The sequence below is a fragment of the Bradyrhizobium embrapense genome, assembly GCF_001189235.2.
Classification (GTDB): domain Bacteria; phylum Pseudomonadota; class Alphaproteobacteria; order Rhizobiales; family Xanthobacteraceae; genus Bradyrhizobium; species Bradyrhizobium embrapense.
The window spans coordinates 458,639-483,289 of sequence record NZ_LFIP02000002.1 but is presented as its reverse complement, the minus strand read 5'-3'; the positions used below and the strand labels follow the sequence as shown (position 1 = coordinate 483,289).

Genomic DNA, 24,651 nt, shown 5'->3' with positions numbered 1-24,651 from the left:
GGCCGATAATTCAAGCCGTAAAACTCACCGACGTTAACACTAGGAGCCGTCGGCACCGTTGATCTGCCGCAACCGCTCGCGCATCGCCTTTTGCAGGTCATAGCCAGGCTTGCCGAATTCCGCGTTGCGGCGCGCGATGAACTGGTCCTGCGCACGCTGCAACTCGCGCGCCTGGCGCGGGTCCTGCGCCTCGCGCATCGTGCGGAACGTCGATGCGACGATCTCGCGATCGAGATCGGCCAGCGCGGCATTGGCGCAGATCGCCTTCTCCACCGGCCGGCGCGCCTTGCGGCAGTCGAAGCTCGGCTTGCCGGCGACCGCCATCATGGCGCCGATCCGCTCCAGCTCGAGCGACAGCGATTTGTAGTTGGCCTTGGCGGCGGTATGATCGGGGTTGAGCTTGACGGCGGCGCCGAAATCCATGATCGCCTTCGGCCGGTCCCCCTTGCGGCGCCACAGCTCGCCGCGTGCATTGTGGGCGTCGGCAAGCGATGGATCGAGCCGGAGCACGGTGTCGTAATCTGCGATCGCGCGGTCAATCAACTGCTTGCGGTCATAGGCGCTCGCCCGCGCCAGCAGGGCCTTGACGCGATCTGGCCTGACCGCCTTCTCGTTGTCAATCAGCGCGCTGCAGGCCTCGATGGTCTTGTCGTCATCCGCCGCGGCGGCGGCTGCGATGCAGGGACCGGCATCGGCCTGTATGTCCTTGCCGGGCTCGCTGCCGGCAGCGCGCGCAACGCCTGATGTCAGCGCTCCCGACAGGCAAACGCACAGCAGCGCCAGAGTCAGATTGAAGGCGAGATTCACAGAGTTGCGTCGCATTCCGATTGCCGACAAGACATTCCTCTCCCGCACCCGAACCACCGGCCTCTGATGCCCGGCAGCGCGCCATTTGCCGCAAAACCACACGCTGGATTATACGTCAATTGCGACGATCGGCTGCACTTTGAGCCGCACGTCGGGTCGCACTTTGGGGGTTCGCGTTGCTGACATTCGAATGGATCATCGGCTTGTTGCTCGCGGCGGTGGCGCTGTCGGCGCTGGCGCGGCGGATCAAGGTGCCCTACCCGACCTTTCTTGCGCTCGGCGGCGTGCTGCTGACCCTGCTGCCATGGGCCCCGACCTGGACGCTGGAACCGAAACTGGCGCTGGCCCTGTTCGTGGCCCCGGTGCTGCTCGATGCCGCCTTCGACACCTCGCTGCGCGACCTCCGCAACAACTGGCTGCCGGTCTCGACACTGGTGGTGGTCGCGGTCGGCGTCACGACAATGGCGGTCGCCGTGGTCGCACGTTGGCTGCGCCCGGATATGCCCTGGGCGGTCGCGATCGCGCTCGGCGCCATCGTGGCGCCGCCCGACGCGGCCGCGGCCACCGCGATCTTGCGCCAGGTCAGTCTGCCCTACCGGATCCAGAAGATCCTCGAAGGCGAGAGCCTGCTCAACGATGCCACGTCGCTGTTGATCTATCGCGTCGCGGTTGGCCTCGTCGCCGCCGAGCACATGAAGATCCGCGAATTCGTGCCGTCGATCGCGGTTGCGCTGGTCGGCAGCCTTGCCGCCGGCTATCTGTTCGCGCAGGTCTGGATGATGATCACCCGCCGCATCACCGAGGCGCCGAGCGCGATCATCACGCAATTCTGCGGCACCTTCATGGTCTGGATCGTCGCCGAGCATCTCGGCCTGTCCGGCATCCTGACCATCATCGCCTATGCGATCACCATCGCCCGCACCGCGCCGGCGCGCACCTCCGCACGGCTGCGCGTGTCATCCTACGCGGTGTGGGAGACCGTCGTGCTGGTGCTCAACGTGCTCGCTTTCATGCTGATCGGCCTGCAACTGCGCCCGATCTGGTCCGAGCTCGACGCCGAGGTGCGCTGGAAATATTGCAGCTTTGCCGCCGCGATCCTCGCCGTGGTGATCCTCGCGCGCATCCTCTGGGTGATGCCATACGGCGCGTTGCTGCGCCTGCTGAAGCAACGCAACCTCCTGCCTGCCCATGTGGTGGATGCGGTGCCGACCTTGAAACGCGGCTTTATCGTATCCTGGTGCGGCATGCGCGGCATCGTCACATTGGCGGCTGCGTTTGCGCTGCCCGAATGGTTTCCGTATCGCGACCTGATCCTGTTGACGGCGTTTGCCGTGGTGTTCGGCACGCTCGTGCTCCAGGGCCTGACATTGCGGCCGCTGATCCTGGCATTGCAATTCGATGACGACGATCCGGTCGGCCGCGAGGCGGCCCGTGCCCGCGGCGTGGTGTTTCGCGCCGCGCTGGAAGAGATCGATGCCGACCCTTCGGAAGAGGCCGAGATCCTCCGGCTGGAATACCGCGCCGCGCTCATGCGCGCGGATAACGACCCCGACGGCGGCCTGACCTCGCGCGAGCTGCCATCGGATCCGCTGCGCCGCCGCGCCATCGCCGCCGCCCGTCAGGCGCTGCTCGATTTGCGCCGTACCGAGACGATCGGCGACGACGCATTCCATCTGGTCGAAGAAGAGCTCGACCGCGCCGAGCTCAGCGTGGAAGCGTAGTTCCTCCTGCAATCACGCGCCCGACTTCGAGGTGATGCCGCCATCGACCACGAGTTCGATGCCGGTGACGTATTTCGATTCGTCCGACGCCAGGAACAGTGCGGCGTTGGCGACGTCCCAGGCGTCGCCCATGTGCCCCATCGGCACCTGCGCGTCGCGCGCGCGCCACATCGCCTCGACATCGCCCTTGGCGTAGCTCTGCGCGAGGCCTGCCGAATGTTCGACCATCGGCGTCTTCATCAATCCCGGCAGGATCGCGTTGACGCGCACGTGCTTGGAGGCGAACTCGACCGCGGTCGAGCGCGTCATTTGGTTCATCGCCGCCTTGCTCGCATTGTAGCTGACATAGGAAATGCCGACATGGCGGATCGAGGCGATCGAGGAGATGTTGATGATCGAGCCGCCGCCCTGCTTGATCATGACCGGAATGACGTGCTTCATCGACAGATAGGCGCTCTTGAGGTTGACCGCGAAGACCCGATCCCACTCGGCTTCCGCAACGTCCACCACGCTGCCGACCTCGGCGATGCCGACATTGTTGTCGAGCACGTCGATGCGGCCATAGGTCTTGAGGCAGGCGGCGACCATCGCCTCGACCTCGTCGGCGCGCGAGACGTCGGCGGTGAATGCGGCCGCCTTGCCGCCCTCGCCGGTGATGATCTTGACCGTCTCCTCGGCCGCGGCGCCGTTGCGATCGACGCAGAACACGCTGGCGCCCTCGCGCGCAAAGGTGACGGCGGTCGCCTTGCCATTGCCCCAGCCGGGCCCGATCGAGCCCGCCCCGACCACCATCGCAACCTTGCCCTTGAGCCGATCCATCGCCTGTTCTCCCGTTTGTTGTTGTCATTGTAGCCCGGATGGAGCGAAGCAAAATCCGGGAACACGGCCCCGGATTACGCTTCGCTCCATCCAGGCTACGGATCGCGACACACACTCATCGTCGTGACATTAGCACCGATCGGATGCCCGAAAATCTCCGATAGCGTCTGGCAGCGTCGCGCATGGCACAGGTGCCATTCGCCGGCGGCGCCGGAATTGCCGAGCACGACCTCGGACCTGGGCAACGGCGGCGGCGACCATTGAAACCAGCCGCCCGAGAGGCGCGCCTCCGGCGGCGGCTCCATGCCAGCGCCGGTGCCCTTGATGCGCGCCTCTTGCAGCGTGAGTCCGGCCGGCGTGACCTGCCAGTCTTCCTGCCAGGCGGTCTTCTCGATCGAATGCGTCCAGCTGAGCGTAAAGGCCGCAATCGACAGCGCCTTCACGACACCGGCGGACGCGAGACAGAGGCTCAAGTCGCCGCCACCGCGCTACGCGGACGCTGCCGCCATTGCCACAGCACGACCGCGGCGGCGAGCGTGAAGCCGGCCGTATCCGAGAACTGGAAGTCCCCGAGCAGGCAGAGCGCGGCGCCGAACGCGATCACGATCTCGATCAACGTCAGCCGCGTGAACAGGAAGCCGATCGCGACGATGCCGAACAGGGCGATCGCCACCAGCGCCTTGAAGGTCGCCAGCGCCACCGCGCCGTAGAAGCCGAGCTGGGCGGTCATCGGATCATTGCCTTGCAGCATCAACGCCGGCGAATAGACGAAGATGAAGGGAATGACGTAGCCGGCGAGCGCGATCCGCATCGCCTCCCAGCCGATCTTGTCCGGATTCTCCTTGGCGATCGGCGCCGCCGCCAATGCCGCGAGCGCCACCGGCGGCGAGAGGTCGGCCATGATGCCGTAGTAGAACGCGAACATGTGGCTTGCGATCAGCGGCACGCCGAGCTTGGCCAGCGCAGGCGCGGCAAGCGCCGCGGTGATAATGTAGGTCGGGATCGTCGGGATGCCGGTGCCGAGCAGGATCGACAGCAGCATGGTCATGATCAGCGCCAGGAACAGGCTCTTGGCGCCGAGCCCGATAATCCAGCTGCCGAAGATGGTGCCGACGCCGGTCTGCGTCATCATGCCGATGATGGTGCCAACGATGGCACAGGCCATGCCGACGGTCAGGGCCGACTTGGCGCTGTCGGCGAGCGAGTCGCGGCAGGCGCGGAGCGTGGCGCGGCCACCGCGTGTGATCGCAGCGATGACCATCAGACCGCCGACGACGCTGGCCACCGGCACGATCTCCAGCCCATGGCGCGACACCGCGGCAACCACCAGCGCGAGCCCGATCCAGAAGATGGTGCGCACGACGGTGTTGGAGAAGCCGAGCGTGATGCTGGCGCCGAGGATCAGCGCAGCGGTCAGCGCGAGCCCCATGCTGCCGGCATAGAGCGGCGTGAAGCCTTCGAACAGCATGTAGACCAGCGCCGCGAGCGGCAACACCAGGTACCAGCGGGCGACCAGCGCCTTCCAGGCGCTCGGGATCTCCGAACGCTTCATGCCGACGAGGCCATGCTTGCCGGCTTCCAGATGCACCATCCAGAACGCCGAGGCGAAATACAGGATCGCCGGAATCACGGCGGCCTTGACGATCTCCGAATAGGGAACGCCAAGCGTCTCGGCCATGATGAAGGCGACCGCACCCATCACCGGCGGCATGATCTGGCCGCCCATCGAGGCGGTGGCCTCGACGCCGGCGGCGAACGCGCGGCGATAGCCGAACTTGATCATCAAGGGAATCGTGAACTGGCCGACGGTGACGACGTTGGCGACGCCGGAACCCGAGATCGTGCCCATCATGCCGGAGGCAAACACGGCGACCTTGGCCGGGCCGCCGCGGGTGCGGCCGAACAGGCCGAGTGAGACGTCGGTGAACAGCTGGATCATCCCCGCGCGCTCTAGGAACGAGCCGAACAGGATGAACAGGAAGATGTAGGTCGCAGACACATAGATCGGCACGCCGTAGAAGCCTTCGGTGCCGAACGAGAGATGGGTGACGATCTGGTCGAAATCATAGCCGCGATGGTTGAACGGCGACGGCAGATATTGTCCGAAGAACCAGTAGAGCAGACAGGCGCCGCACATCAGCGGCAGCGCCGCCCCCATCAGCCGCCGCGTGCCCTCGAAAATCAGGATCGCGAGCAGCGTGCCGACCGCAAGGTCCATGTGGGTCGGATCGCCGTCGCGGGCGATCAAATCGGCATAGAAGATCCACTGATAAAGCCCGCAGAGGAAACCGGCCGCGCCGACGATCCAGCTCACCGCGCGGCCGAAATCGGTCTTGGCGGTGAAGTTGCCGATCAGGCCGAAGGTCAAGAGGATCAGGAAGCCGACATGGACGCCGCGCACCACCTGGCTCGGCAAATAATTGAAAGCCGCGACATAGAGCTGGAATACCGCGAAGGCGAGACCGATGGCATAGGCCAGATGCCCCCAGGCGCCCGGGCCGAAGCCCTCCGGAAAGCCATGCTCGAAATTGTCGAATTCAACCTTGATGGGCTGCTCGCCCGCAACCTGCTGCTGCATTGAATAAGTCCCCCGCCGTGCCCGCGACGCTTATAGCCACCCGGCTTCTGTCCCGAAACCGGGAAAAAGCCGTGCCGCCGTCATTGCGAGCGAAGCGAAGCAATCCATCTCACAGCTTACTGAGAGATGGATTGCTTCGTCGCTTCGCTCCTCGCAATGACGGTGGTTAGTTCAGTCCTACTTGATCAGGCCCTTTTCCTTGTAGTAGCGGATCGCGCCGGGATGCAGCGGCACCGGGCTGCCGGTCGCGGCGGCCTCGAGCTTGATCTCCTTGCCCGCGGCGTGGGCATTGGCGAGTTCCGGCAGCGATTCGTAGACCAGCTTGGTCATCTGATAGGCGAGGTCGTCCGACACCGCACTCGAGGTGACGAGATAGTTCACGACCGCCGCGGTCGGCACGTCCTTGTCCTGGCCGGTATAGGTGTTGGCCGGGATGATCACGGAGACGAAGGGAGGGCCGATCTTGTCGATGGTCTCCTTCGGCACGGCCACCACGGTGATCTCGCTGGAGGTCGAGAGGTCCTTCAGCGAGGCGACGCCGAGGCCGGCGGACTGCAGCGTGGCGGCGAGCTGGCGGTTCTTCATCAGGTCGACCGATTCGGCGAATGGCAGATACTCGACCTTGCCGAGATCCTTGTAGCTCATGCCGGCGGCCGCGAGGATCGCGCGCGAGTTGAGCTCGGTGCCGGACTTCGGCGCACCGACCGACAGGCTTTTGCCCTTGAGGTCGGCGAGCGTCCTGATGCCGCTTTCGGCGGTGGCGACGATCTGGATGTAGTTCGGATAGATCGCGCCGATGGTGCGCAGCTTGTCGAGCTTGTTCTTGAAGCCGGCTTCGGCGTCGCCTTCCCAGGCCGCCTTCAGCGAATCGCCGAGCGTGAAGGCGATCTCGCCTCGGCCCTGCTGCAGCAGCACCAGGTTCTCCACCGAGGCCTTGGTCGCCTGCACCTGGGTCTTCACGTCAGGGATCTTGTCGCCGTAGATCTTCCCGATCGCGACGCCGAGCGGATAGTAGACGCCCGAGGTGCCGCCGGTGAGCACGTTAATGAACTGCTGGGCCTGTGCGACAGGCGCAGACAAAACACCGGCGGCCACGATCGCGGCAGCCATCAATCTTGAATTCATGAGCATTATTCTCCCCTAAGCCGGCCGGAAATTGGCCGGACACCCCCGTCGGGTCAACCCATCCAAATGACGCATGCGCGGTCGAAATCCCTGATGGCAGCATCACCTTACCTGCGCGGGAAACTCTGCTCATGCGGGCAGGCGCCGCCGGTTCTGTGTTCGCACCGGCGATCGCCGGGGTGACCCATCCTGACCGGTGTCGATGCAACTGCGCGGCAGCACCGCTGGGGTCGAGCGATCGGCTGCTGCGCGTTGATGCCGGAGATGCGACGCGGCATCGTTGACGTCACACACAACTTCATTGGCATCACAGAACCGATGACCCGCGATTCGCCACCAACGACTCGACACAGCGCTCGCGCGACGCGATCCGATGTCCGACAATGGTGCAACTTCACGCCGGCATCCACGCGACAACACAGTTATTAACGTCGTCTCTCGATGACACATCGCGCGCTGCGCTTCTGCCGCGTGCAAAGTCGCGCGCGATCACGCTCATGAACGTCAGATGACGCATTTGTTGCACGAGAAGCGGCGGCGAAACGCTGCGATTACGGCATCATTTGATTCGAATTGAATCCTTTAAGGTTAGCGAGCCAATCAATGTATGAACCAGAAATTTCCATGATTGCCGCGGCTCAAGGATGTACGAGTCGAGCCGGGGTAATTACGGACAAGGCGGGGCATGAATCACATCGGCCACATCACACAGACACGAGCCGGCTGGTTCGGACATCGCAAGCTGACCCCGCGCGCATGCATTGCGGACAGCAAAAAACACCTTCGGACCTTCCTCGCCGAGGCACTGGACGACCTCGGCTTCATCACCAGTGAATGCGGCCAGGCTCTGGAACTCGACGCCGTGCTGGACGCGGAACGGCCCGATCTTCTGGTGCTCGGCGTGTCCGTGGACGGCATCGAAGTCAGTAAAATTCTCGAGACTTTGGTGAGAAAGGACTACGGCGGCAAGGTCCTCGTCATCGGCCAGCCGGACTCGATCATCGTCAAGGCGGTCCGGCAGATCGGCGATGAGTACGGCATCGCCATGCTGCCGGCCCTCTCCACCCCGTTCAGCGCCGGAACCCTTCGTGACAGTCTTGCGTCACTGATGCCGCTCGAGCCCGCACCGAGCCCGGCAGTGGACGTGCCCGAAGCGCTGAAGGCCGGCTGGCTCGAGCTCTGGTATCAGCAGAAGATTCATCTCCGGACATTGGTTCCGAGCGGCGCCGAGGCGCTGATCCGGATGCGCCATCCCGCATGGGGCGTCGTACCGCCGGCCTATTTCATCCCCGACGAAAGCGACCCGCATTTTCATGCGCTGTCCGAGTTCGTGATCGAGCGCGCGATCGAGGACTGGCGCTCTCTCCTCGAACAGATCGGGCCGGTCGATCTCTCGATCAACCTGCCGATCTCGTTTCTCGCCGACGATGCTGCGGTGCGCGAGCTTTGCTACCGGATTCCGGATCATGCCGCATTCGCCGGCCTCTTGATCGAGATCGACAGCGCCGAGGTGATCGACAATCTCGATTTGGCGATCGATGTCGCCCGGCGCGTTCGCCTACACAATATCGGCATCTCGATCGACAATGTCGGCGCGAACTGGCCATCGCTGCTGGGATTGCCGAACTTTCCGTTCGTCCAGCTCAAGGTTGACCATCAATACGTCACCGGTTGTGCGGATCAGCGCCTAAAGCAGACGGTGTGCCGGCGTATCGTCGAGCTCGCCCACGACGCCGGCGCGCAGGTTATTGCGCAGGGTGTCGAGACGCGCGCCGACTTTCTCGCCGCGCACGAGATGGATTTCGATCAGGTCCAGGGCTACTTGTTCGGCAAGCCGATGGGCGTCAAGAAGTTCGCCCGCTCGCGCATGCACTTCTCCGAGAAAGCGCCGGCCCCCTGAGGCATGCGGCCTCGGCGACACTACGACATCGGGAGCGCTGCACATCACGCGGGACGCACCGCCGTCACTGAAACGTCATGTCGAGGCATTTCGAGATGTCGGAGCCGAGACCGGACGAGATGGTGATGCAGCCGCGGATCTTCTGGGTGTTGGCATCGCTGGCCCAGATCGCATAGCCGCCCGTTCCGAAGAACGAATTGGTGTTCGGCGGCTCGGTCTCGGTGGCGTCGAACGTGTAATTGCCGTCGGTCTCGAAGATGCGCGGCTTCTTGGTGCAGCCGCCGTCGGCCTGCACGTTGATGACCTCCTTGTTGTCCCGCGTCAGCGCCAGCGAGACCTGGCAGCGGAAGTATTCGGAGGTCTTGGCGTTGAACAGATAGGCGTAGGACTTGCAGGTCGAGGTATTGAGCTTGCCGGCCGACAGGCCGCGGCTGCAGGAGATCCGCTGGTTGTTGGAAAGCTTGAACTCGTCCGCCTGCGCGACTGACGCCAGCGCGATGAACGACAGAGCGACACCGATACCGATCTTCATGACGTGGTTCATCGCGATCCCCCCAGGTAGTGTTTCCGCCAATCGAAGCGTTTGTAAACGGTAACGCGAAAATAGTCGCCAAGCTTGATGCGGGAAATCACAAAGTCGCTGGCGTGTGTGAGCGGTCGCGCCGATTGTCGTATTGACGCGCGATTGCTGTTCGTGATTTGTTCAAAAGCGTGGGGACACGCCGTTTTCTTTTTCTCGGCCGGAGGTGGATCATGACGCATTTCTTGACCAAGACCTTTATTGCGACTGCGGCGTTTGCCGCTCTGACGACGTGCGCATTCGCGCAGGAGGCTGCGCCCTGGGAGCTGAAGACCGACATGGGCTACGCCTACGACAAGGACGGCAAGACCTGGGCCTACAAGATGGGGACCAGCAATGCCAACACGTTGTTGAAGGGCGCCAAGAAGGTGCCGAAGGGGACGCTGTTCTTCATCGGCCACAACGGCCAGCTCTACATGCGCTCCGGGCCCTATCTCGAGGGCGACGGCAAGTTCATGTTCGGCTCGAACTAACCGCTTTGGCAAACCTCAGAACGCCGCGGCCAATTCCCTCGCGCCGGGCTTGTTGCTGTTGAAATCCATCCGCTCGTTGGTGATGGCGAGAAGCTTTGCCACGGTGTTGTGACGGATCGCGACTGGGTTGCGCTCATAGCCCGAGCGCTGGAAGAAATTCGTGGTCGGTACCTGCTCGCGCATCGCCTGCGGCATGGTCACCATGTCGAGCCCGGTGCCGTCGCCGGTCAGGTTCATCATCTCGAGCTCGGCCGCGGTCAGCGGCCGTGTGTAGCCCTTGTTGCGCGCGAAGATCACCGAGGTCAGCAGCTTGTGGGTCTGCAGCATCGGCCCGATATCGATATCGAGCACCATGGCGTGACAGGCCCAGCCCTGCGGCGTGTCGGCGAGGCGCTGATGCGCCGACCAGTCGTCGGGCACGGTCCGCGTGAATGCGACCATCTTCTTCAGCACCGCGAGCTTGTGCTCCATGGCCTTGCGCGCCGGCCCCTGCGTCGCCGCAACCCGCGCCGTCAGGTCCCGCACGAATTCATGGCCCTGTTCGGCGAGCAGTTCGACGGTGTTGGTGGTGAGCAACTGGTTGTAGCCCATCGCGGTGGAGATGGCGCGCTTGCCGCCATGCTCGATGCCGGCCTGCACGTCGTAATTGCCGGTGCCGCCGGTTTCGAACGAATAGACCCGCACCGCTTGCTCCGGGGTCAGCCCCGCGGCGCGCGCGTAGCGGGCATAAGCGCGCTTGAACTCGACTTCGCTCGTCGGCCGCTGCGGCGTGAACTGGAATTGTTCGGCCGCCGCCCGGATCAGATCCGACACCACTGGAATTGTCTTGGGCGGACGTGGCGGCTTGCCGCCCTCTTCTTCCAGCGCCGGATTGACCGGCCGCTTCGGGCCCTCGTAGACCGGCGGCTGCTGCAGCACGTAATCATCCAGCGTGATCTGCACGCGGTCGCGGCGCTTGGCGTTGCGGCCGCGCCGCTTGTCGGCGATCGCGCTCCAATAGGCGCCGGCATCCTGCTCGAAGGCGGCGCGCGCCTCCTCGTATTCCTGCAGCTTGCGGCGATACTCCATGATTGCCTGCGGCGAGGCCTGCGCCATCGCATTGGCAACCGCCGGCGGCAGCGCATCGGCCTCGCCGGCCGATACGGACGGCGCGCTGGCGGCAAGCGCGAGCACGACAAATCCAGGAACGAAGCGAATCAATTGCGGGCGCATGGCCTCGTTGTAGCAAGCACGGCTGCGAAGTCAGCCCGGAAATGTCCGATCGCAAGCGGCCGGATGCCGCGATCATGTCCAGAAATTTCGCCACAATGCGGTGTTCTCCGAAGAAGTCGCTTCTCAGCAATGCCTTGGAGATTGCGATGAGGATGGCACTCTGGCTCGCCGCCGCCGGCGCGTTGACGCTTGCCGCACCTTTACGCGCCGAGCGTCCGGATTGCGGGTCGTTTCCGGATACGCGTTCACGGCTCTCTTGTTACGAGAATGTGTCGCGTGCGCCGCCGGAACCCGCGACCCCGACGCCTCCGCCTGCTGCGCAAGGCGAGGCAATGAAGATGAACGCCCGCAAGCGCCATCACAAATAGCCGCATCGCTAAAGCCTACTTCCACGCGAACACCGGCTGCTCCAGATCGGCGACGCGGGTGTTGCGGCCGGCGAGCACCTCGCGGAACTGATAGATCAGCGCGGCGGTCGGCGCATGAATCTGCTGGCCGCCGAGCCGGAAGCGGATCACGCGCCGCGCGCTCTCCGGGATCGTGACGAAGGTGAAAGCATCGTCGAGCTCGATCGCATCGAGGCCGATGCGATGGACGGAGGCGACCTCGTCCGGGTTCGGAATGATCGCCACATCCGCACCGGCCCAGACCACGACCGGCGTGATCAGATAGCCGGACCGCGTCGGATAGTCATCGAGCATGCCGAGCACGTCGCGCTCGGACAGCGCGAGCCCAAGCTCCTCGTGCAGTTCGCGCAGCGCGGCCTGGGGCTGCGTCTCGCCGGCATCGCAGCGCCCGCCCGGCAGCGCCCATTGCGCGCTGTGGGCGCGCAGGCGCGCGCTACGGCGGGTCAGCAGGAAGGCGGTGCTGCTGTCGTCATCGCCTTCGGTCAGCGCGATCGCGACTGCCGCGCGCTTCAGCGTCGGCGCCGCGTCTGCCGGCGCCAGGCGCGCGAATGCTGAGCAGAGCTCTGCGATATTCCGCCGGGTGGCATCGTCAAATGTGCGGGCCATTGAGCTTGACTACAACACAACAGCGTTTGATGAAATGAGCGCGACGACATGCCTCCTGCGATCAATCAGCTGCAAGCAAGGAATCCCTCCCCATGACGGCCAAGGCCGCGGACAAACTCAAATCCGACGGCTGGAAGATCGCCGACACCACGGGTTTCCTGACGCTGATCGGCCCGCTGTGGGAGCGGTTGAAGGACGGCGCGCTCGAGCTCGCGCTGATCACCGAGGACAAGCACCACAATCGCCGCGGCTTGGTGCAGGGCGGCGTCATCATGACCTTCGCCGACCGTGCCTGCGGCATGGCCGCGCGCTTCGTCTCGGGCAAGCCGACGCTTGCGACGGTGCAGCTCGACACCCATTTCGTCGAGGCCGGCAAGATCGGCGAGATCCTGACCACGAGGCCGCGCGTGGTGCGCTCGACCCGCAGCCTGATCTTCATCACGGCCGAGGTGACCGTCGACAAGCGCTGTGTCGCGATGGCCAACGGCGTGTTCAAGATCCTGAAGAACGAGAGTTGAACCTGTCATTCCGGGGCGATGCGCCAGCATTCGAACCCCAACGTGCAATCGCACATTGTGGAATCTCGAGATTCCGGGTTTGGTCTTTCGGACCATCCCGGAATGACATCCAGAGGAGGCCCCGATGCAATATCGCCAGCTCGGCCGCAGCGGCCTGAAGGTCTCGCCGATCTGCCTCGGCACCATGATGTTCGGCGGCCCGACCGACGAGGCGACATCGTCGCGGATCGTGGCGAAGGCGCGCGAGGCCGGCATCAACTTCATCGACAGCGCCGACGCCTATAATAGTGGCAAGTCCGAGGAGGTCGTGGGACGCGCGATCTCCAACAGAAGGTCGAGCTGGGTGCTCGCGACCAAGCTGGCCAACCCGATCGGCGACGATCCCAACCATGGCGGACTGTCGCGGCGCTGGGTGTTGCAGGCCGCCGACGAGAGTTTGAAGCGGCTCGGCACCGACTACATCGACGTCTACTATCTGCACAAGGAAGACCACGCGACGCCGCTCGACGAGACGGTGCGGGCGATGGGCGACCTGATCCGCGCCGGCAAGGTGCGCTATTTCGGCGTCTCCAACTACCGCGCCTGGCGCGTCGCCGAGATCTGCAACATCTGTGACCGGCTCGGCATCGATCGTCCCGTCGCCAGCCAGCCCTATTACAACGCGATGAACCGGATGCCCGAGGTCGAGCATTTCCCGGCCTGCGCCTATTACGGTCTCGGCATCGTGCCCTATAGCCCGCTGGCGCGCGGCGTGCTGACCGGCAAATACGCGCCCGATGCCGCACCGCCCGCGGATACCCGCGCCGGCCGCAACGACAAGCGCATGATGCAGACCGAGTGGCGGCCGGAATCGCTGCAGCTCGCGCAACAGATCAAGCGCCACGCCGAGAGCTGCGGCATCACCGCCGGGCAGTTCGCTGTCGCCTGGGTGCTGAACTCGTCGTTCGTCAGTGCAGTCATCGCGGGCCCGCGCACCGAAGCGCAATGGGACGATTACATCCGCGCGCTCGACTATCGTTTCACGGCCGAGGACGAAGCCCTGATCGACCGCCTCGTCGCGGCCGGCCATCCGTCGACGCCCGGATTCAACGATCCGGCCTATCCGATCGAAGGCCGCCGGGCGCGGACCGGATAGTCCCTCTAGCGCCGTCATTGCGAGGAGCGATAGCGACGAAGCAATCCACCTCTCCGCAAGCGGCGCGATGGATTGCTTCGCTTCGCTCGCAATGACGACAATTTGCGATGGCTTCGTCCGGACATCCCGCTCGGTTCTGCCGAAGTTACGTTTCGTAGCTTCCGAATTGCGCATGCGCTGTGCAGGCTGCAGCATCGGGGCATGGAAATGCTGATGCCGGCGCTGCAATGAAGGCAGCCAATGTACTCGACTGGATCGTTGCTCTCCTGGTGTGCTGGGCCAGCCTCACCGCAATTTTCGAGCCTTCGCGCGGAGCCGCGCAGTGCGATGCGCCGATCGCGGCGAGCAGCGCGCCGCAGTCGCGACCGGCAATCCCGACGCAGGCGGAGTTCGAGGAGATGATCCGCAACATGAAGCTGCACGACTGAGCGAGCCGCAAAACGGCATCGCCCTAGCAATGGCATCCCCGAAATGAAACAGGGCGACGCCAAAGCGCCGCCCTGTCCCTGATTGCCGTTGCCGGCCGCTTACTTCACGAGATCGAAGCGATCGGCGTTCATCACCTTGGCCCAGGCCGCGACGAAGTCGTTCACGAACTGCTCCTTGGCGTCCGACGAGCCGTAGACTTCGGCGAACGCGCGCAGCTGCGAGTGCGAGCCGAAGATCAGGTCGACGCGGGTGCCGGTCCACTTCACCGCCTTGGTCTTGCGGTCGCGTCCTTCGTAGACGCCCTGGCCGGCGTCGCTCCACACCGTGCCCATGTCGAGCAGGTTGAGGAAGAAGTCGTTGGTCAAGGTGCCCGGCTTGTCGGTGAAGACGCCGTGCTTCGACTTCTTGGCATTGGCGCCGAGCACGCGCAGGCCGCCGACCAGGACCGTCATTTCCGGTCCGGTCAGCCGCAGCAGCTGCGCACGGTCGACCAGCGCCTCCTCGGGCTGCATGAACTGATGCTTGCCGCTGATGTAGTTGCGGAAGCCGTCAGCCCGCGGCTCGAGCGGAGCGAACGATTCGACGTCGGTCTGGTCCTGCGTCGCATCGGTGCGGCCCGGCGTGAAGGGGACCTTCACATTGGTGCCGCCGTCCTTCGCCGCCTTCTCGATCGCAGCCGCGCCGCCGAGCACGATCAGATCGGCCAGCGAGACCTTCTTGCCGAAGTCCTTCTGGATGGTCTCGAGCTTGGCCAGCACGGTCTTGAGCTGGGCGGGCTCGTTGACTTCCCAGTCCTTCTGCGGAGCGAGGCGGATGCGCGCGCCGTTGGCGCCTCCGCGCTTGTCGGAGCCGCGGAACGTGGAGGCCGAGGCCCACGCGGTCGACACCAGTTCGGAGACCGAGAGACCCGAGGCGAGGATTTTCGCCTTGAGCGCCTCGATATCCTTGTCGTCGATCACGGCGTGATCGAGCGCCGGCAGCGGGTCCTGCCAGATCAGCGTCTCCTTCGGCACCAGCGGGCCGAGGTAGCGCTGGATCGGGCCCATGTCGCGGTGCGTGAGCTTGAACCAGGCGCGGGCGAAGGCGTCCGCGAACTGATCCGGATGCTCATAGAACCGGCGCGAAATTTTCTCATAGGCCGGGTCGAAGCGCAGCGACAGATCCGTGGTCAGCATGGTCGGAACATGCTTCTTCGACGGGTCGTACGCGTCCGGAATGTCGGCCGCCGCGCCCTTCGCCTTCCACTGCTTCGCACCCGCCGGGCTCTTGGTCAGCTCCCATTCGTACTTGAACAGGTTGTCGAAGAAGTGGTTGCTCCACCTGGTCGGGGTCTGGGTCCAGGTGACCTCGGGACCGCCGGTGATCGCGTCCGCGCCGACGCCGGTGCCGAACTTGCTCTTCCAGCCGAGACCCTGATCCTCGATCGCGCCGCCTTCCGGCTCCGGCCCGATCAGCGAGGGATCGCCCGCGCCGTGGGTCTTGCCGAAGGTGTGGCCGCCGGCGATCAGCGCAACGGTCTCCTCGTCGTTCATCGCCATGCGGAAGAACGTCTCGCGGATGTCCTTCGCGGCGGCGACCGGGTCCGGATTGCCGTTCGGGCCTTCCGGATTGACGTAGATCAGGCCCATCTGCACCGCGCCGAGCGGCTCGGAGAGCTGGCGCTCGCCGCTATAGCGCTCGTCGCCGAGCCAGGTGCCTTCCGGACCCCAGTACAGCTCTTCCGGCTCCCACACGTCAGCGCGGCCACCGGCAAAACCGAACGTCTTGAAGCCCATCGATTCGAGCGCGACGTTGCCGGCGAGGACCATCAGGTCGGCCCAGGAGATCTTGCGGCCGTATTTCTGCTTGATCGGCCACAGCAGCCGGCGCGCCTTGTCGAGGTTGGCGTTGTCGGGCCAGCTGTTGAGCGGGGCGAACCGCTGCTGACCGGCACCGGCGCCGCCGCGGCCATCGGTGATGCGATAGGTGCCCGCCGAGTGCCAGGCCATGCGGATCATCAGGCCGCCGTAATGGCCGAAGTCGGCCGGCCACCATTCCTGCGACGTCGTCATCAGGGCCGTGAGGTCCTTGATCACGGTATTGAGATCGAGGCTCTTGAATTCCTTGGCGTAGTCGAAACCCTTGCCCATCGGGTCCGACAGGTTGGAGTTCCGATGCAGCACCTGAACGTCGAGCGTCTCCGGCCACCAGTCACGATTCGTGTGCCCGCGAGGCCCGCCCGTGAATGGGCATTTGCCCGCGCCTTCGTCGGTTTTTGCGTCCATGTTTCTTCTCCGAGGTGATGGATTCTGGAATGTGCTGGAGCTCTTCCAGGAACGATTCTACGCGCCCCAATCCATCAGGTGAAATTGACTTTAGTGATCGCGGCAATAAGATAATCTGATGATAAATGTCACACTCCGGCAACTGAGGTATTTCGATGCGCTGGCCCGGCACGGGCATTTCGGGCGCGCCGCGGATGCCTGCGCGGTGTCGCAGCCGGCACTGTCGATGCAGATCCGCGAGTTGGAACGCGCGGTCGGCGGCGTGCTGATCGAACGCAATGCCCGACAGGTTACCTTGACGACATTCGGCGAGGATGTTCTGCACCGTGTGCGCGACATCCTGCGCTCGGTCGACGAACTTGGCGACTTCGCCCGCGCCTCGCGCGACAAGCTCGCCGGCCGCCTGCGCGTCGGCATGATCCCGACCATTGCGCCATATCTGCTGCCGAGGGTGATCGAGACGCTGGCGCGGCTGCATCCCGAGCTCGACATTCATGTCCGCGAGACGCTGACGCCGAAGCTGATCAAGGAAGTCGCCGAGGGCCGGCTCGACACCGCGATCGTGGCGCTGCCGGTGCATGAACCGTCGCTGACCGAGGTCGCGCTGTTCTCCGAGAATTTCCTGCTGGTGCGACCGGGCGAGGACGCCAAGACGCCGGTGCCGAGCGCCGAGATGCTGCGCGAGATGCGACTTCTGCTGCTCGAGGAAGGCCACTGCTTCCGCGACCAGGCGCTGTCGTTCTGCAACATGCAGTCCTCGCCGCCGCGCGAGGTGCTGGATGCGAGCTCGCTGTCGACCCTGGTGCAGATGGTCGGCGCCGGCATCGGCGTCACCTTGATTCCCGAGATGGCGGTGACGGTGGAGACGCGCTCGGCGCCGGTCACGGTCTCGCGCTTCAAGAATCCGCAGCCCTCGCGCACCATCGGCATGGTCTGGCGCAAGACCTCACCGCTCGCTTCGCAGCTCCAGCAAATCGCCGAAGTGGTGAGCCTTGCCGCGCGGGAATTGCGTGCGCCGAAGGCGGATGGGGTGAAGGACGCGAAGCGCGCGTGGCGGCGGAACGTGGCGTGATTGCTTCGGTGGTTCGGAGACGATGCCGTCCGCGCTTGACGCACTCACCGCGCTACACTTGCAGCTGTCGTCCCTGCTGTCGCATCCTTCGCAGGGACAGACGACAGCGAATATGATGCACGGTCGTGCATCATCGTCCGGATTCTTGCGGCGAATGACGAGATGTGGCAGCGACCTACTGCCCCAGATACCTCTTCATCTCGGCAATCAATCCGTCGCGCAGCTCGGGGCGCTTGAGGCCGAAGGCGATGTTGGCGCGGAGGAAGCCGGGCTTGGAGCCGCAATCGTGGCGCTCGCCCTCGAACTCGACGCCGTAGAACTTCTGCGTCTTGGCAAGGCCGATCATCGCGTCGGTGAGTTGGATCTCGCCGCCGGCGCCGCGCTCCTGCGTGGCCAGGATGTCGAAAATCTCCGGCTGCAGGATGTAGCGGCCGGTGATCGACAGGTTCGACGGCGCGGTGCCCTTCGGCGGCTTCTCGACCATGCCGTCGACCTCGAAGATGTTGCCGGTGCGCTTGCCGACGCCGCAGATGCCGTATTGATGAGTGAGCTCATCGGGCACCGCCTCTACCGCGAGCACGTTTGATTTCTCGCCGAGCTTGTTGGCAGCGTCGATCATCTGCTTCAGGCAGCCCGGCGTGTTCAGCACCAGTTCGTCCGGCAGCACCACCGCGAACGGTTCGTTGCCGACGATGTCGCGCGCGCACCACACCGCATGGCCGAGCCCGAGCGGCGATTGCTGCCGCGTGAAGCTCATCGCGCCGGCCTCCGGCTGGTTCTGCGCCAGGATCTCCTGCTCGGTTTTCTTGCCGCGTTGCGCGAGCGTGGTGTCGAGCTCGAACATGCGGTCGAAGTGGTCCTCGATGACGCCCTTGTTGCGACCGGTGACGAACACGAAGTGCTCGATGCCGGCCTCGCGGGCCTCATCGACCACGTACTGGATCAACGGCTTGTCGACGATCGTCAGCATCTCCTTCGGCATCGCCTTGGTGGCGGGCAGCACGCGGGTGCCGAGACCGGCGACGGGAAATACGGCTTTGCGGATCTTCATGGGATTATCGGAAGCCTTGAAAACGGGTGGGACGGCGGCGCGAATTCTAATCGCTTCTTGGTACCCGTTTTGCAGCCGAGAACAAAGGCGGATGTGTGATGCGCACGAATCCGTCTTATTCCACCCATGCGTATGGTTTATCGCGGCATCCCGACGGCCCGCGCATTGGCGCGCAACGACGCCGACGTGCCGACAGACGCAGCCGCCGTGACAGGTGATGCGATCCAGCGGCGATATTTGCGGGTGAGCGACGCCGTGCGCAATCGCCCGAGAACCAACGCCTTCAGCGGCGAAACGTTCGGATTGGCCGTGCGGCCCCGGCTCAACCGCCGCAGCTGGAATTTCACGACGGCCATGGCGGCAAGCGACGCCATCGGCTTGCTCTTCCAGCGGATGGGCGCGACTTCTGGCCGCAGATCTTCGCCGCGGCGCCAGACATCCGGCAGATCCGGCCTGATCGCAAGCGCGGTGGCGATACCCACAATGGCGACGCCGCTGTCGAGCACCTGCTGCACGACGCCGATGCGGCGAATGCCGCCGGTGACCATCACCGGCATCCTTGCGACCCCCGCGATATCGCGCGCGAAATCGAGGAAATAGGCCTCGCGCGCCAGCGTGCGGCCATCGCGCGCATCGCCTTGCATCGCCGGCGCCTCATAGCTGCCGCCCGACAGTTCCACCAGATCGACCCGCAGCTCGTTCAGCATCTCGACGACGGTCCTCGCATCAGCTGCATCGAAGCCGCCGCGCTGGAAATCGGCCGAGTTCAGTTTGACCGCGATCGAGAAACCCGGCGACACCGCGGCGCGGACCGCCTTGACGGTCTCGATCAAAAGACGCGCCCGGTTTTGCAACGAGCCGCCCCAGCGGTCGGTGCGCCGGTTGCTCAAGGGCGACAGGAACTGGCTGATCAGATAGCCGTGCGCGGCATGGATCTGCACGCCGGAGAAACCGGCCTGCTCGGCGAGTTTCGCTGATGTGACGAAGCGCGCGATCACCTCGTCGATGTCGTGCTCGGTCATCGCTTTGGGCATCGCAAACAGGTTCGAATGCTTGCCGAGATCGAGCGCCACCGCCGACGGCGCCAGGGTCGGCTGGCCCATGTTCTTCATCATCTGGCGGCCCGGATGGCTGAGCTGCAGCCAGATTTGCGCACCCCTGGCCCGGCCGATCTGCGCCCAGTTGCGGAACGCTTCGAGCGGCGTGCCGTCTTCCAGCACGACGCCGCCCGGTCCGGTCATGGCGCGGCGATCGATCATGACATTGCCCGTTATGATGAGGCCGGCGCCGCCGTCTGCCCAGGCCTGATAGAGGCGCAGCAGCTCGGCCGACGGGAGATGCGCGGCGTCAGCCATGTTCTCCTCCATCGCCGCCTTGGCGATGCGGTTGGGAACGCTGGTTCCGTTGGGCAAAGTCAGGGAATCGAACGGCGACATGAACAGGTTCCCTATTGAGTTCCTTGTTGATCCGGGGCGCACCCTAACCTTAAAGTGAACTTCAAGGTCAAGGCGGCAAGGAGCAGCGCAGTGAAGGTCGGGGAACTGGCTCGGGAGTCCGGTCTGGCGCCGTCGCGCATCCGCTTCTATGAGCGAGAGGGCCTGATCGGATCGATCGATCGCGGCCCGAATGGCTACCGGCAGTATTCGCGCGGAACCAGGCAGCTCCTCGAAATCATCGTGATGGCCCAGCAGGCCGGATTTTCGCTCGGCGAGATCCGAAACCTGCTGCCGCCGCACGGCAAGGGGGATTGGAGCAAGGACAAACTGGTGGCCGCGCTCAAGACCAAGGTGATCGAGGTTGCAGCCCTGCAGCGCCGGCTATCTGAAACCCAGGCCGGGCTCGAGGCCGTGATCGCCCGGATCGAAGCCAGGCCGCCGGGCGGCGACTGCTTCGAGAACGCCGAAGCTGTTCTGGCCGACCTCAGGGATCAGGTGAAAGCGGGCTGATGCGCCGGACAATTTGTCCCGGTCAAAACCGTCGCGCGCGATTTCGCCACGCCCCAAATGCTGCGCTTTGTTAAGCTATTGGAAACCGTGACGGGGCCTTCTGAGCCGGCACGATTTTGACAGGCACACGACACATGCGCGCGTTGGGAACATCACGGACCAGGTTATTCGGCGCCAGCATGGTCGCGCTGGCCCTGCTGCTGCCGGGCAGCACGCAAGCCCAATCGGCCGGCAACGGCCTGAACAATTTGATCGACAGCATCTTCTCCCCGAACGCCGCGACGCCGCCGCAGGCCGCGACCGGACAGGACGGCGCAGCGCCGCCCTGGAGCGGCGAAGACGGCGCTTCCGGCCATCCCTTGATGACGGCAGCCGCGATCCGCCAGGCCGCATCCGACTTCCCGAACTGCGTCGCAGCGATGTGGCCGGATGCCGCGCGGCGCAACATCACCCAGCAGAATTTCGAGCGCTTCACCGCGGGCCTGCAGCCCGACCTGCGCATCATGGATCTGCTGGATTCGCAGCCGGAATTCACCAAGGCGATCTGGGACTATCTCGACATCCTCGTCAGCGACACCAGGCTCGCCAAGGGCCGCGAGATCCTTGCGAAGTACAAGCCGCAGTTCGACGCGACCGAGAAGGCCTATGGCGTCGATCGCTACATCATCGCGGCGATCTGGGGGATCGAGTCGAACTACTCGACCCAGATGGGTGATCGCAGCGTGGTGCAGTCGACCGCGACGCTCGCCTGCATCGGCCGCCGCCAGGCCTATTTCAAGGACGAATTCCTGTCGGCGCTGGAGATCCTCAACCGGGGCGATTTGCGGCCGGAACAGATGCGCGGCTCCTGGGCCGGCGCCTTCGGCCCGACCCAGTTCATGCCGACCGCGTTCAAGCGCTACGCCGTCGACGGCGATGGCGACGGCCGCCGCGATGTCGTCGACAATCCGAGCGATCTGATCGCCTCGACCGCCAACAATCTGAAGAAGGATGGCTGGCAGACCGGCGCGAGCTGGGGCTACGAGGTGGTGCTGCCGCAGGGCCTGAACTACATGCTGGCCGACCGGGCCAAGGCGATGCCGCTGTCGCAATGGGAGCAACTCGGCGTCAAGCGGCCCAATGGCCAGGCGTTCCCGCGGCCATCCGACAAGGCCTATCTGCTGGCGCCGGCCGGCGCCGAGGGTCCGGGCTTCCTTATGCTGCAGAATTTCCGGGTGATCATGAAGTACAACCCGGCCGAGGCCTACGCGCTCGCGATCGGCCATTTCGCCGATCGCCTGCGCGGCGGCCAGCCCTTCGTGCAGCCCTGGCCGCGCCAGGAACGGGTGCTGTCGCGCGCCGAACGGCTGGAACTGCAGCAGCTGCTCGCCCAGCGCGGCTTCTACAAGGGCACCCCCGACGGCCAGTTCGGCGGCCAGACGCGCGAAGCGCTGCGCGGCTTCCAGGTGTCCATCGGGGCGCCGGCCGATGGTTTTGCCACTGCAGAGGTGCTGGAGCGACTCCGCGGGCGATAGGGCTAAGGCCACAACCCCCGTTCTCCTCTCCCGCAAGCGCAGGAGAGGGTGCAGTTCCGTCGCCGCGACATTCGGGCTCCTCCCCCAAAACTAACCACGAAATCCGATATTTGCCGCTTGCCTTGACGGCGGCGGGAAGCACCCGATTTATGGTGGAAAAGCTGCCCGCTTGCGGCCCGATTCCGCTAATATGCTCACGTACTTCCTGATCATTGCGACGAACTCGATGGCGAAGCCGAGATCCTTTCTGCGCCTATTCACCGAAGCCGGCCCGCTGGTCGCGCTGACGGTGGCGCTCGCGCTGTTGATCGGCATTGCCGAGCCTGCCTCGGCGCAGTTCTTCGGTTTCCCCGGCTTCGGCGGCGGACCACCGCAACCGCAGCGCCGTGCGCCGCCGCAGCATGGCGGTGGTGGCGGCTGGTTCGGCGGCGATTTCTTCGCGCCGTTCCAACAGCAGCCGCAATCATCGCAGCCGCAGCGACCGCGCGAGGATTTCTCCCGGGCGCCGCCGCCGGCCAAGCGCGAAGCCGCCGCCGAGCGCAACGTGCTGGTGATCGGCGACGCGATGGCCGACTGGCTCGCCTATGGCCTGGAAGATGCCTATTCCGACCAGCCCGACATGGGCGTGATCCGCAAGCACAAGACGGTCTCCGGCCTGATCCGCTATCAGCCCAAGGGCGACCCGGCGGATTGGGCTGCGGCCGCCAAGGGCATTCTCGCCACCGAGAACCCCGACGCCATCGTCGTGATGCTCGGCCTCAATGACCGCACCGCGATCCGCGAACCGGTCGCGGAGAAGAAGGTCGACAAGAAGGACGACAAAAAGGACGCGCGCGGCAAGCCCGACGCAAAGCCGGGCGACAAGCCCGATACCGCCGCCAAGACCGATGGCAAGACCGATAGCAAGACCGATAGCAAGGCCGACAACAAGCCGGCCGATGCCGAGCCGCCGGCCGACGACGCCGACACCGATTCGCAGGCCGCGCCGGAAAAGACCGCGCGCTCGCCCAACGGCCTCTATGATTTCCGCGACGACCGTTGGGTCGAGCTCTATGGCAAGAAGATCGAGGAGCTGATCAACGTGCTGAAGAGCAAGGGCGTACCGGTGCTGTGGGTCGGCCTGCCCGCGATCCGCGGCCAGAAGGGCACGTCGGACATGCTGTTCCTCGACGCGCTCTATCGCGATGGCGCCGGCAAGGCCGGCATCACCTATGTCGACGTCTGGGACGGCTTCGTCGACGAGGCCGGCCGCTTCATGCCGAAGGGCCCGGACTTCGAAGGCCAGCCGCGCAAGCTGCGCTCCGATGACGGCGTGTTCTTCACCAAGGCCGGCGCGCGCAAGCTCGCGCATTATGTCGAGCGCGAGGTGACCCGCCTGCTCGCGGTGCGCTCAGGCCCGATCGCGCTGCCGAGCGAACCGGCAACGCCCGAGACCAGCACCGAGCCCGGCAAGCCCGCGCCACGGCCGCTGGCCGGCCCCGTGCTGCCGCTGGTCGCCTCCACGGTCGGCACCGATCAATTGCTCGGCGGCCCCGGCTCGCGGCCCGCCGCGGTCGACGCGCTCGCCGCACGCACGCTGGTGAAGGGCGAGGCCCTGGCCCCGCCGGCCGGCCGCGCCGATGATTTCGCCTGGCCGCGCCGCGAGATCGGCCGCGAGCAGGCCAAGGGCGACGTGCCGGTTGCCGCGGCCACGCCCGCCGCGCCGGCGGCGGGGGGCCCTGCCAATCCGCCACCTTCGACCACGGCGATCGCGCCCGACGGCTCGATCATCACCGCGCCGAAGCCGCCACGGCGGGTGTTCCGTCCGGCCCAGGCCCAACCGCAGCAGCAACCGCAGACACAGCCCTGGCTGCGTGACTTCTTCGGCTTCGGCGCGCCGCAGCAGCGCCCGCTGGTCACCCCGCCGCGCCCTCCGCGGCCGCCCGGCAATATCGGACAGCGGGCCGCAGGGCCGGGGAATCCCTGGCAGTAGGGATTTCTGCCAAGCTCCGCCGAACGACGAAGCCCGCAGGATCCATCCACGTCATTGCGAGGAGCAAAGCGACGAAGCAATCCACCCATCCACGCGTGCGGGTCGATGGATTGCTTCGCTACGCTCGCAATGACGGTTGGTGAGACTCACCCGTAGTACCGCCAGCGTGACGGCGCGCGGCGCGGCTGGCGCGTCATCAACAGCGCCAGCGCAAAGCCGATGCCACCGGCGATCAAGAGCGATCCGAGCGGATTTTCTTGCACCGTTTGCGCCATTGCCTTCTGTCCGCTGCGAACGGTCTCGCCGCGATGTTCATAAGCATCCTTGGCATAGTTGACCGCGGTGTCGGCTGCGTCGCGCGCGGCATCCTTGGCCTGGCCGTAGAGATCCTGGACGGCGCCCGCGGCCTCGCGCGCGCGGCCCGAGGCTTGCGTCTGTGCATCGCCGGCCGCATCGCCGACGGCGCCTTCGGCCTTGCCTGCAAATTCCTTTGCCGTTCCGAAAATCCGATCCTTGTCCATC

At 65.1% G+C, this 24,651-nt stretch carries 23 protein-coding genes; 11 read left to right on the top strand and 12 right to left on the bottom strand.

Features of this window, described 5'->3' with window-relative positions:
- Positions 1-39 precede the first annotated feature (39 nt).
- Positions 40-822, bottom strand: coding sequence for a tetratricopeptide repeat protein (locus tag AKN83_RS09685; protein WP_083991998.1), 783 nt, complete (start codon positions 820-822; stop codon positions 40-42).
- 161 nt (positions 823-983) lie between these two features.
- Between AKN83_RS09685 and AKN83_RS09680 the strand changes: the two genes are divergently transcribed.
- Complete coding sequence (locus AKN83_RS09680; protein WP_050405547.1) at positions 984-2,528, top strand: cation:proton antiporter; 1,545 nt, start codon at positions 984-986, stop codon at positions 2,526-2,528.
- A gap of 12 nt (positions 2,529-2,540) precedes the next feature.
- On the opposite strand, the gene AKN83_RS09675 is transcribed toward AKN83_RS09680, so the two are convergent.
- The 4 genes from AKN83_RS09675 to AKN83_RS09660 all read right to left on the bottom strand — a co-directional run bounded on the left by AKN83_RS09675 (position 2,541) and on the right by AKN83_RS09660 (position 7,050).
- Positions 2,541-3,347: an SDR family NAD(P)-dependent oxidoreductase gene (locus AKN83_RS09675; RefSeq protein ID WP_050405548.1), complete on the bottom strand. Its 807-nt coding sequence runs from the start codon at positions 3,345-3,347 to the stop codon at positions 2,541-2,543.
- A gap of 95 nt (positions 3,348-3,442) precedes the next feature.
- Complete coding sequence (locus tag AKN83_RS09670) at positions 3,443-3,820, bottom strand: DUF1850 domain-containing protein (RefSeq protein WP_050405549.1); 378 nt, start codon at positions 3,818-3,820, stop codon at positions 3,443-3,445.
- Complete coding sequence (locus AKN83_RS09665; RefSeq protein WP_050405550.1) at positions 3,817-5,925, bottom strand: TRAP transporter permease; 2,109 nt, start codon at positions 5,923-5,925, stop codon at positions 3,817-3,819. The genes AKN83_RS09670 and AKN83_RS09665 overlap by 4 nt, the downstream gene beginning before the upstream one ends.
- A 177-nt stretch (positions 5,926-6,102) precedes the next feature.
- Positions 6,103-7,050 (bottom strand): TAXI family TRAP transporter solute-binding subunit, encoded by a 948-nt coding sequence (locus AKN83_RS09660; protein ID WP_050405572.1) that lies wholly within the window; start codon positions 7,048-7,050, stop codon positions 6,103-6,105.
- A gap of 685 nt (positions 7,051-7,735) precedes the next feature.
- Between AKN83_RS09660 and AKN83_RS09655 the strand changes: the two genes are divergently transcribed.
- Entirely contained in the window at positions 7,736-8,950 is a 1,215-nt protein-coding gene (locus tag AKN83_RS09655) for an EAL domain-containing response regulator (protein ID WP_050405551.1), read from the top strand.
- 64 nt (positions 8,951-9,014) lie between these two features.
- Here the strand turns inward: AKN83_RS09655 and AKN83_RS09650 are convergent, their stop codons facing one another.
- Complete coding sequence (locus AKN83_RS09650) at positions 9,015-9,494, bottom strand: hypothetical protein (RefSeq protein WP_050405552.1); 480 nt, start codon at positions 9,492-9,494, stop codon at positions 9,015-9,017.
- A 209-nt stretch (positions 9,495-9,703) separates the two neighbouring features.
- Between AKN83_RS09650 and AKN83_RS09645 the strand changes: the two genes are divergently transcribed.
- On the top strand, positions 9,704-10,003 hold the full coding sequence (locus AKN83_RS09645; RefSeq protein ID WP_050405553.1) for a hypothetical protein: 300 nt from the start codon (positions 9,704-9,706) through the stop codon (positions 10,001-10,003).
- A gap of 15 nt (positions 10,004-10,018) precedes the next feature.
- Here the strand turns inward: AKN83_RS09645 and AKN83_RS09640 are convergent, their stop codons facing one another.
- Positions 10,019-11,215 carry a hypothetical protein gene (locus AKN83_RS09640; RefSeq protein WP_050405554.1) on the bottom strand — a complete coding sequence of 399 codons (1,197 nt, stop codon included), beginning with the start codon at positions 11,213-11,215 and terminating at the stop codon, positions 10,019-10,021.
- 41 nt (positions 11,216-11,256) lie between these two features.
- On the opposite strand from AKN83_RS09640, the gene AKN83_RS09635 reads away from it, so the two are divergent.
- Complete coding sequence (locus AKN83_RS09635) at positions 11,257-11,583, top strand: hypothetical protein (RefSeq protein ID WP_244521943.1); 327 nt, start codon at positions 11,257-11,259, stop codon at positions 11,581-11,583.
- 15 nt (positions 11,584-11,598) lie between these two features.
- On the opposite strand, the gene AKN83_RS09630 is transcribed toward AKN83_RS09635, so the two are convergent.
- A complete protein-coding gene (locus tag AKN83_RS09630; protein ID WP_050405555.1) occupies positions 11,599-12,228 on the bottom strand; it encodes an NUDIX hydrolase in 630 nt (209 codons plus the stop codon).
- A gap of 92 nt (positions 12,229-12,320) precedes the next feature.
- Here AKN83_RS09630 and AKN83_RS09625 point away from each other — a divergent pair, with 92 nt between their 5' ends.
- From AKN83_RS09625 to AKN83_RS09615, 3 genes are all read left to right on the top strand, one after another.
- On the top strand, positions 12,321-12,746 hold the full coding sequence (locus AKN83_RS09625) for a PaaI family thioesterase (protein WP_050405556.1): 426 nt from the start codon (positions 12,321-12,323) through the stop codon (positions 12,744-12,746).
- 124 nt (positions 12,747-12,870) lie between these two features.
- Positions 12,871-13,881, top strand: coding sequence for an aldo/keto reductase (locus tag AKN83_RS09620; RefSeq protein WP_050405557.1), 1,011 nt, complete (start codon positions 12,871-12,873; stop codon positions 13,879-13,881).
- 227 nt (positions 13,882-14,108) lie between these two features.
- Positions 14,109-14,309, top strand: coding sequence for a hypothetical protein (locus AKN83_RS09615; RefSeq protein ID WP_050405558.1), 201 nt, complete (start codon positions 14,109-14,111; stop codon positions 14,307-14,309).
- A 99-nt stretch (positions 14,310-14,408) separates the two neighbouring features.
- Here the strand turns inward: AKN83_RS09615 and katG are convergent, their stop codons facing one another.
- Positions 14,409-16,574, bottom strand: coding sequence for a catalase/peroxidase HPI (gene katG / locus AKN83_RS09610; RefSeq protein WP_050405559.1), 2,166 nt, complete (start codon positions 16,572-16,574; stop codon positions 14,409-14,411).
- Positions 16,575-16,692: 118 nt separating this feature from the next.
- Here katG and AKN83_RS09605 point away from each other — a divergent pair, with 118 nt between their 5' ends.
- Positions 16,693-17,646, top strand: coding sequence for a hydrogen peroxide-inducible genes activator (locus tag AKN83_RS09605; protein ID WP_050405560.1), 954 nt, complete (start codon positions 16,693-16,695; stop codon positions 17,644-17,646).
- 175 nt (positions 17,647-17,821) lie between these two features.
- Here AKN83_RS09605 and galU read toward each other — a convergent pair whose 3' ends face one another.
- Both galU and AKN83_RS09595 read right to left on the bottom strand, forming a co-directional pair.
- A complete protein-coding gene (galU, locus tag AKN83_RS09600; protein ID WP_063695278.1) occupies positions 17,822-18,697 on the bottom strand; it encodes a UTP--glucose-1-phosphate uridylyltransferase GalU in 876 nt (291 codons plus the stop codon).
- A 137-nt stretch (positions 18,698-18,834) separates the two neighbouring features.
- On the bottom strand, positions 18,835-20,133 hold the full coding sequence (locus AKN83_RS09595; RefSeq protein ID WP_083991997.1) for an NADH:flavin oxidoreductase/NADH oxidase family protein: 1,299 nt from the start codon (positions 20,131-20,133) through the stop codon (positions 18,835-18,837).
- Positions 20,134-20,223: 90 nt separating this feature from the next.
- Here AKN83_RS09595 and AKN83_RS09590 point away from each other — a divergent pair, with 90 nt between their 5' ends.
- The 3 genes from AKN83_RS09590 to AKN83_RS09580 all read left to right on the top strand — a co-directional run bounded on the left by AKN83_RS09590 (position 20,224) and on the right by AKN83_RS09580 (position 24,129).
- On the top strand, positions 20,224-20,643 hold the full coding sequence (locus AKN83_RS09590) for a MerR family transcriptional regulator (RefSeq protein ID WP_050405415.1): 420 nt from the start codon (positions 20,224-20,226) through the stop codon (positions 20,641-20,643).
- Positions 20,644-20,822: 179 nt separating this feature from the next.
- Entirely contained in the window at positions 20,823-22,157 is a 1,335-nt protein-coding gene (locus tag AKN83_RS09585) for a lytic murein transglycosylase (protein ID WP_430641510.1), read from the top strand.
- Positions 22,158-22,383: 226 nt separating this feature from the next.
- A complete protein-coding gene (locus AKN83_RS09580; protein WP_050405416.1) occupies positions 22,384-24,129 on the top strand; it encodes an SGNH/GDSL hydrolase family protein in 1,746 nt (581 codons plus the stop codon).
- Between the two features lie 146 nt (positions 24,130-24,275).
- Here AKN83_RS09580 and AKN83_RS09575 read toward each other — a convergent pair whose 3' ends face one another.
- Positions 24,276-24,650, bottom strand: coding sequence for a CsbD family protein (locus AKN83_RS09575; RefSeq protein ID WP_050405417.1), 375 nt, complete (start codon positions 24,648-24,650; stop codon positions 24,276-24,278).
- Position 24,651: the final 1 nt, after the last annotated feature.

Coding starts and splice junctions, on each gene's coding strand:
- AKN83_RS09580 (WP_050405416.1), top strand. CDS start 22,384: ATGGCGAAGCCGAGATCCTTTCTGCGCCTATTCACCGAAGCCGGCCCG.
- AKN83_RS09675 (WP_050405548.1), bottom strand. CDS start 3,347: ATGGATCGGCTCAAGGGCAAGGTTGCGATGGTGGTCGGGGCGGGCTCG.
- AKN83_RS09645 (WP_050405553.1), top strand. CDS start 9,704: ATGACGCATTTCTTGACCAAGACCTTTATTGCGACTGCGGCGTTTGCC.
- galU (WP_063695278.1), bottom strand. CDS start 18,697: ATGAAGATCCGCAAAGCCGTATTTCCCGTCGCCGGTCTCGGCACCCGC.
- AKN83_RS09635 (WP_244521943.1), top strand. CDS start 11,257: ATGTCCGATCGCAAGCGGCCGGATGCCGCGATCATGTCCAGAAATTTC.
- AKN83_RS09620 (WP_050405557.1), top strand. CDS start 12,871: ATGCAATATCGCCAGCTCGGCCGCAGCGGCCTGAAGGTCTCGCCGATC.
- AKN83_RS09630 (WP_050405555.1), bottom strand. CDS start 12,228: ATGGCCCGCACATTTGACGATGCCACCCGGCGGAATATCGCAGAGCTC.
- AKN83_RS09615 (WP_050405558.1), top strand. CDS start 14,109: ATGAAGGCAGCCAATGTACTCGACTGGATCGTTGCTCTCCTGGTGTGC.
- AKN83_RS09655 (WP_050405551.1), top strand. CDS start 7,736: ATGAATCACATCGGCCACATCACACAGACACGAGCCGGCTGGTTCGGA.
- AKN83_RS09650 (WP_050405552.1), bottom strand. CDS start 9,494: ATGAACCACGTCATGAAGATCGGTATCGGTGTCGCTCTGTCGTTCATC.
- AKN83_RS09640 (WP_050405554.1), bottom strand. CDS start 11,215: ATGCGCCCGCAATTGATTCGCTTCGTTCCTGGATTTGTCGTGCTCGCG.
- AKN83_RS09660 (WP_050405572.1), bottom strand. CDS start 7,050: ATGAATTCAAGATTGATGGCTGCCGCGATCGTGGCCGCCGGTGTTTTG.
- AKN83_RS09685 (WP_083991998.1), bottom strand. CDS start 822: ATGCGACGCAACTCTGTGAATCTCGCCTTCAATCTGACTCTGGCGCTG.
- AKN83_RS09625 (WP_050405556.1), top strand. CDS start 12,321: ATGACGGCCAAGGCCGCGGACAAACTCAAATCCGACGGCTGGAAGATC.
- AKN83_RS09595 (WP_083991997.1), bottom strand. CDS start 20,133: ATGTCGCCGTTCGATTCCCTGACTTTGCCCAACGGAACCAGCGTTCCC.
- AKN83_RS09605 (WP_050405560.1), top strand. CDS start 16,693: ATGATAAATGTCACACTCCGGCAACTGAGGTATTTCGATGCGCTGGCC.
- katG (WP_050405559.1), bottom strand. CDS start 16,574: ATGGACGCAAAAACCGACGAAGGCGCGGGCAAATGCCCATTCACGGGC.
- AKN83_RS09665 (WP_050405550.1), bottom strand. CDS start 5,925: ATGCAGCAGCAGGTTGCGGGCGAGCAGCCCATCAAGGTTGAATTCGAC.
- AKN83_RS09575 (WP_050405417.1), bottom strand. CDS start 24,650: ATGGACAAGGATCGGATTTTCGGAACGGCAAAGGAATTTGCAGGCAAG.
- AKN83_RS09585 (WP_430641510.1), top strand. CDS start 20,823: ATGGTCGCGCTGGCCCTGCTGCTGCCGGGCAGCACGCAAGCCCAATCG.